This is a genomic window from Lacisediminihabitans profunda (genome assembly GCF_008040105.1).
GTDB classification, from domain to species: Bacteria; Actinomycetota; Actinomycetes; order Actinomycetales; family Microbacteriaceae; genus Lacisediminihabitans; species Lacisediminihabitans profunda.
This window is the reverse complement of record NZ_VRMG01000147.1, coordinates 1-361: the sequence shown is the minus strand read 5'-3', so window position 1 is coordinate 361 and position 361 is coordinate 1. Positions and strand designations below refer to the sequence as shown.

Annotated in this window: 1 protein-coding gene; it reads right to left on the bottom strand. The window is 50.4% G+C overall.

The window, feature by feature from the left end; all coding sequences use genetic code 11:
• The coding region (locus FVP33_RS19325) for a hypothetical protein (protein WP_222706820.1) at window positions 1–334 on the bottom strand (334 nt) is incomplete at its 3' end.
• Window positions 335–361 lie beyond the last annotated feature (27 nt).

The window sequence follows — 361 nt, the reverse complement described above, 5'->3', positions numbered from 1 at the left end:
CTTCTCCGTCCTTGTGCCAGATAGTGAGAGACGAACCGTCCAATTTGAATGTCACTTCAAACTTCTCGTCCTTCTGATGAGCCTGATCGTAAGCCATCTGAATATTCTGTACGCGAGCCTGATCCGTCTTCGGGATGAAGTTGGGGAACCCTAGCTTGGAAGTGCCAGTCCGGCTGCCCTTGTTGCCTCCGTTGATAACTACCTGCTCGGAAGGCTTTACATACTTCAGGATGCCCAGTCGATCGGTAACATCTTCGTCTACTTTCGGCTCTGGACTGCCCGCTGCATGAACAGGTACGATCAGTCCTTGGCTAAGCTCTTTGCGAAGCTTCATGGTCTTGATTCGAGAATACTCTTTTCC